Here is a 5,863-nt window from a genome sequence, read left to right on the forward strand (position 1 = left end):
TGGTGAGTGTCGGCTGCTGCTGTTGGTGAGTGTCGGCTGCTGCTGTTGGTGGGTGTCGACCTTGGTCGACACGGTAGATCGACGCGATGCGTGGATGACACGCGCGACTGGATTTCTGGTTCATCTGTGCCTCACGCGGAGGGCCGATGAAGGTTCATGCTATGCAGCCACGCAACGCACAGGACATCGCACTTCCATGGCACGGACCCGGGTCGGCATCATCTTCGGTGGCAGGTCTTCCGAACACGAAGTTTCGCTGCAGTCGGCGAAGAACATTCTCGATGCGCTGGATCGGGAGCGCTTCGAGCCGGTGCTGGTCGGCATCGACAAGCAGGGCCAATGGCACCTGAGCCAGCCGGATACCTTCCTGCTCAATGCGGATGATCCGGCGCGCATCGCCCTGCATGCTTCCGGTACTGCGCTGGCGGTGCTGCCCGGCACCGAGCAGGCGCAGCTGCAGCCGACCGATGCGGGCAGCGCGCTGGGGCAGATCGATGTGGTGTTGCCGATCGTGCACGGCCCGCTGGGTGAGGACGGTGCGCTGCAGGGGCTGCTGCGCATGGCCAACCTGCCCTTCGTCGGTTCGCCGGTGCTGGGTTCGGCGGTGGCGATGGACAAGGACGTGACCAAGCGCCTGCTGCGTGATGCGGGCCTGCAGGTGGCGCCTTGGGTGTGCATCCGTCGCCACGAGGCCGATGCGGTCGATGTCGCGGCACTGATCGAAGCGCTTGGCCTGCCGCTGTTCGTCAAGCCGGCCAACCAGGGCTCATCGGTGGGCGTGAGCAAGGTCAAGGACGCGGATGGTTTCGCCGAGGCATTGCAGACCGCGTTGCGCTACGACCACAAGGTCCTGGTGGAATCGGCCGTGGTCGGCCGCGAGATCGAATGTGCGGTGCTCGGCAATGAGTGGCCGCAGGCCAGCGTCTGTGGCGAGGTCGTACTGCACGACGAGTTCTATGCCTACGACACCAAGTACATCAACGAAGACGGTGCTGAAGTGGTGGTACCGGCCGCAATCGATGCGGCAACGCAGGCGCGTATCCAGCAGATCGCGTTGCAGGCCTATCAGGCGCTGGAGTGCGCTGGCATGGCGCGGGTCGATGTGTTCCTCACCGCCGATGGCCAGATCGTCATCAACGAAGTGAACACGCTGCCCGGCTTCACCCGCATCAGCATGTATCCGAAGCTGTGGGGCGCCAGTGGCGTGGACTACACCACGCTGATCACGCGATTGATCGAACTGGCGCTGGAGCGGCACGAAGCCGATCGCGGATTGCATAGCGCGGTGCGGTAACGGCGCGCGCTGGCCGGCAACCCCGGGTGATCGAGGTTGCCGGCCGCTGGCCGGCACTACCGCTCAAGCGGTCATGTGCGCTTGCGGAACATCGAGATCACGGCCAGCACCAGGAACACCACGAACAGGATCCAGGCGATGTTGCTGGCGGCACCGGCAATGCCGGAGAAGCCGAGCACGGCGGCGATGATGGCGATGACAAAGAAGATGACGGCGTAATGCAGCATGGTGCTCCTCGCAGGTGGTCGGCCGTGGGTGGCGTTGTGTCCATCCTGCGCATCTGCCGGTGTGCAACCGGTGATGGCGATCTCTGCGCGTAATGAAGGCTTCAGCGCGGTGATGCCGCCGTCATGATGCAGCCTTCAGCCGTCGCAGTCCTTCTTCGATGCTGACCTGCGGTACGTAGCCGAAATCACGACGTGCCGGTTCCATGCTGTACCAGTGCGGCGTGCACAGCTGCTCGGCCAGGAACCGCGTCAGCGGCGGCTCGCCACGCAGGCGCAGCAGCGGCCACAGCCGCTCGCAGATCGCGCCGATGCGGTACGCCGTCCTGAAGCTGATCGCCTTGTCCACGGTTGGAGCACCCACCGCCTGCAGCAGCTTGTTGACCAGCTCGCGCATCGGCAGCGGCTCGCCATTGGAAATGAAGTACGCCTTGCCGGCGCACGCAGCGCCCGGTGCCAGCGCCTCGAAGGCGAGGAAATGCGCCAGCGCGGCGTTGTCGATGTAAGTGGTATCGACCTTGTTGTTGCCGTCGCCCACCAGGCGCAGGCGGCCAGCGCGTGCACGATCGGCCAGGCGCGGCACCAGCTGCTGGTCACCCGGGCCCCAGATCAACCGCGGACGCAATGCCACGGTTGCCAGGGTCGCATCGTTGGCGGCCAGCACCCGCTGTTCGGCAATGGCCTTGGTCGCTGCGTACGGCGCCTGGAAGTCCTCGCCATAGGGGACTTCGTCCGCACCCAGTCCTTCCACCGGGTGCGTGGCGCGATGGGTCACGCTGGGCGTGGAGGTGTAGACCAGCTTGCCGATGCCATGTGCGCGGCAGGCCGCGATGACGTTGTCGGTACCGACCACGTTGGCCTGGTGGTAGCTGTCATAGCTGCCCCAGGCGCCGGCCTTGGCACCGTTGTGGAACACCGCATCGACGCCGGCCACTGCATGCAGCACCGCCTGCGGGTCGGCCAGGTCGCCGCGGATCTGGCCCACGCCCAGCGCCTGCAGTTCCGGGTAATGGCTGCGGTTGAACGCCAGCACCTGGTGGCCACGTTCGACCAGGCCACGGCACAGCGCCTGGCCAAGGAAACCACCACCGCCGGTGACCAGGATCTTCATGCGCGCTTCTCCAGTTCGGCGCGTGCCCAGACGGCGAGCTTCTCGCGGCCGATCTTGGCGTTGTGACGGATATCGACGGGGAACGCCGGATGCATCAGCACGTGTTCCAGCTTCATCTCGGGCAGGCGCGCAGCGGCCGTGGCCTGCAGCGCCTCGCGCAACGCAGGGCTGTCGGACTGGCCACGCTGCAGCTCCACGCACAGCACCGGCACCTGCGCACCGGCTGCGCCGACGCCGACCAACGCGGTGCGTGCCACCCCGGCCACGGTGTTGAACACCGGCTCGACCTGTTCGGTGTACAGCGGCCCGTACGCGGTTTCCACGCGATGGGTCTTGCGGCCACAGAACCACAGTCGCCCCTGCGCATCGAAGTAGCCGACATCGCCCATGCGATGCACGATGCGGACGCTGCCATCGGCCAGGGTTTCGCTGATCTTCGCCGCCGCCGTCGCCTGCGGACGGTTGAAGTAACTGTCGGTGGCGGTCGGCCCGGCCACAGTGATCTCGCCGACTTCGCCCACGGCCAGCACGCGCGCCTGCGACCAGTCCGCCAGCGGCGCGTCGTCGATGGCGATGATGCGCACTTCGTTCGGTGCGACCACGCTGCCGACGCAGGTGCCGGCACCGCCCTCGGTGGCCGCACGCGTACGCTCCAGCTCACGCCCCTCGACCACCGCCACCGGCAGGCACTCGGTGGCGCCATAGGGTGTCCAGAACTGCGCATCGGCCGGCAGCAGGCTGCGGATGGTGGCGACCACGTCCGGCGGCACCGGCGCACCGGCGGAGGTCACCCGGGTCACCGACGGCAGCGGCCGCCCGTGCCGCGCCAGCACCCGCATCAACGCAGGCGAGCCGAACAGCTGGGTCACCCCGAACCGCTGGATGGCGTCATGCAGGCGCGCCGGGTCGGCCTGTGCCGGCCGGGTCGGGTCCATGTCCGGAATCACCGAGGTCAGGCCCAGCGCGGGATCGAACAGGGCAAACGGTGGGAAGGTCGGCAGATCCACCCCGCCCGCCTCCATGCCAAAGGCGCTGCCCAGCAGCTCGATCTGGCCGACGAAATGGCGGTGGCGGTAGACCACGCCCTTGGGCACGCCGGTGGAGCCGCTGGTGAACAGGATTGCCGCGGTGTCCTCGCCATCGGTATCGGCCAGCATCGCACCGCTGTTGGCGCCGGCACGCTCCAGCGCGGCCAGGGTGGTGCCACCCCAGCCCAGCCGACGGCCGACGGTGACCAGACGGGTCGCCGAAGGCGCCCAGCGCAGCGCCAGCCGCGCCACGTGGGCCAGCGGGATGCCGATGAAGGCCTGCGGCTGTGCCTCGTCCAGGCACTGCTTCAGCGCGCGCTTGTCGATGCCCGGATCGACCAGCACCGGCACCGCGCCCAGCTTGAACAGGGCGAACATCAACAGGAAGAACTCCGGCGACGGCCGCACCATCACCACCGTACGCACCCCGCGGCCGATCCCGTAGCCGGCCAGGCCGGCCGCCATCGCATCGCTGCGGGCGTCCAGCTGGCGGTAATCCAGGGTCACGTCGTAGGCCGCCATGCCGTTGCCGGCGCCGCGGCGGCCGGGGCAGCGGATGGCGATCTGGTCGGGGCGTTCACGCGCCAGCTCGGGCAGCCGCGCGGCGATGTTGCAGGATCGGTTCATCCGTTCATTGTCGCCGCTTACGGAATTTCTTGCGCGGCGGCCGCCAGCGTGGAAAATCCGCATCCTCGTCCCTTCCCCGATGCCGCCCGAGGCGGCTTGCCCATGCAACATCCCTGCATGACCTGCGGCGCCTGCTGCACCCAATACCGCGTGGCCTTCCACTGGATGGAATCGGACGAGGTCACCCCCGGCGGCGTGCCGCACCAGCTCACCGAGGTCCTCGACCCGCACCGGCTGTGCATGCGCGGCACCCATTCCAAGCCGGTGCGCTGCGTGGCGCTGGACGCGCAGATCGGTGTGTATTCGCGCTGCACGATCCACCCCAACCGGCCCAGCGTGTGCCGCGAAGTGGATGCCTCATGGGAGTACGGCAAGGCCAGCGCGCAGTGCGACAAGGCCCGTATCGCCTATGGACTGGATCCGCTGACCCTGGCCGACTGGCGCTGGCGCGATGAAGCAGGCAACGACGACGACCACCCCGACGACAACGGCAATTCACCGTCGCCGCAGGCACCGATCGCGGCGTAGTCCGGTGTGCCGACCAACGGTCGGCACCCACCCAATCCTTCCCCGGGCTTGCCCCCCTCCTCCGGTGGGTGCCGACCGTTGGTCGGCACGCCCTTCAGATCGGGTTCTTGTCCAGGAACGCGCGGATCTCGGGCACCAGCACTTCATGCTTGTCTTCCAGCACGTAGTGGCCGGCATCTTCGAACGCGTGTACCTGCGCCTTCGGCAACGCCGCCTGGAAGCCCTTCAGGAAATGGTGGTCGAACACGAAATCGCGCAGGCCCCAGCCGAGGAAGGCAGGGCGATCGGCGAAGGACGGCAGCGCCTTGCCGGCGCGCTCCAGCAGTGACCACGCCTTGTCGGCTGGCGACAGCGGGATGTCCTGCATGAAGCGGATGGTGCTGATGCGGTTGGCATAGCTGTTGTACGGCGACACGTAGGCGCGGCGCACATCGGCCGGCATCTTCCGCTCCACGCCCAGCCACGACGCACCTGAGGAGAACGCATTGAAGGTACGGATGATCCACTCGCCGATCTTCCAGTGCCGCCCCAGCGCGATCTGCCACGGCATCTTCTTCGCCGCCGGCATCGGGAACGCGGCGGTGTTGAGCACCACCAGGCGCTTGACCTGATCGTGGTGCGACAGCGCCCAGCCAAAGCCGATCATGCCGCCCCAGTCGTGCACGGCCAGGGTCACCGGGCCGGTGATGCCCAGATGCTTCAGCAGCGCATCCAGATCATCCACGCGCGACTGCAGCGTGTACTCGTAGCGGCTGTCGTCGGGCTTGTCCGACAGGCCCATGCCGATATGGTCCGGCACGATGCAGCGGTACCGGTCCGACAGGCCGGCCACCAGCGTGCGCCAGTAATAGCTCCACGACGGGTTGCCGTGCACCATCACCACTACCTCGCCATCGCGCGGGCCTTCGTCGAGATAGTTCATCGACAGGCCGGGGCAGACCTCGAAGCGCTGCGGGTGGGCGGGGTAACCGGGAAGATCGCGCATGCGGAGCACCTTGGAAGAATCGCGGCGCAGTGTAGAGCCGAGCCGATGCTCGGCTGCTCTCCGGTC

The 5,863-nt window shown here is 67.5% G+C and carries 6 protein-coding genes; 2 read left to right on the top strand and 4 right to left on the bottom strand.

Going from position 1 to position 5,863, the window contains the following annotated elements:
* The first annotated feature begins 196 nt into the window (after window positions 1-196).
* A complete protein-coding gene (gene ddlA / locus DBR20_RS17800) occupies window positions 197-1,294 on the top strand; it encodes a D-alanine--D-alanine ligase (protein WP_108267355.1) in 1,098 nt (365 codons plus the stop codon).
* A 71-nt stretch (window positions 1,295-1,365) separates the two neighbouring features.
* Here the strand turns inward: ddlA and DBR20_RS17805 are convergent, their stop codons facing one another.
* The 3 genes from DBR20_RS17805 to oleC form a co-directional block, all read right to left on the bottom strand.
* Window positions 1,366-1,521 carry a DUF1328 domain-containing protein gene (locus DBR20_RS17805; RefSeq protein ID WP_025875842.1) on the bottom strand — a complete coding sequence of 52 codons (156 nt, stop codon included), beginning with the start codon at window positions 1,519-1,521 and terminating at the stop codon, window positions 1,366-1,368.
* Between the two features lie 121 nt (window positions 1,522-1,642).
* Window positions 1,643-2,629, bottom strand: a complete 987-nt coding sequence (oleD, locus tag DBR20_RS17810; protein ID WP_108267357.1) for a 2-alkyl-3-oxoalkanoate reductase — start codon at window positions 2,627-2,629, stop codon at window positions 1,643-1,645.
* Window positions 2,626-4,284 (bottom strand): olefin beta-lactone synthetase, encoded by a 1,659-nt coding sequence (oleC, locus tag DBR20_RS17815; RefSeq protein ID WP_108267359.1) that lies wholly within the window; start codon window positions 4,282-4,284, stop codon window positions 2,626-2,628. The genes oleD and oleC overlap by 4 nt, the downstream gene beginning before the upstream one ends.
* Before the next feature lie 102 nt (window positions 4,285-4,386).
* Between oleC and DBR20_RS17820 the strand changes: the two genes are divergently transcribed.
* Window positions 4,387-4,812, top strand: a complete 426-nt coding sequence (locus DBR20_RS17820) for a YkgJ family cysteine cluster protein (RefSeq protein ID WP_089241582.1) — start codon at window positions 4,387-4,389, stop codon at window positions 4,810-4,812.
* Window positions 4,813-4,906: 94 nt separating this feature from the next.
* Here the strand turns inward: DBR20_RS17820 and DBR20_RS17825 are convergent, their stop codons facing one another.
* Window positions 4,907-5,797 carry an alpha/beta fold hydrolase gene (locus DBR20_RS17825; RefSeq protein ID WP_108267361.1) on the bottom strand — a complete coding sequence of 297 codons (891 nt, stop codon included), beginning with the start codon at window positions 5,795-5,797 and terminating at the stop codon, window positions 4,907-4,909.
* Window positions 5,798-5,863: the final 66 nt, after the last annotated feature.

Origin of the sequence: Stenotrophomonas sp. HMWF023 (assembly GCF_003060985.1) — a bacterium.
Lineage (GTDB): Bacteria > Pseudomonadota > Gammaproteobacteria > Xanthomonadales > Xanthomonadaceae > Stenotrophomonas > Stenotrophomonas lactitubi.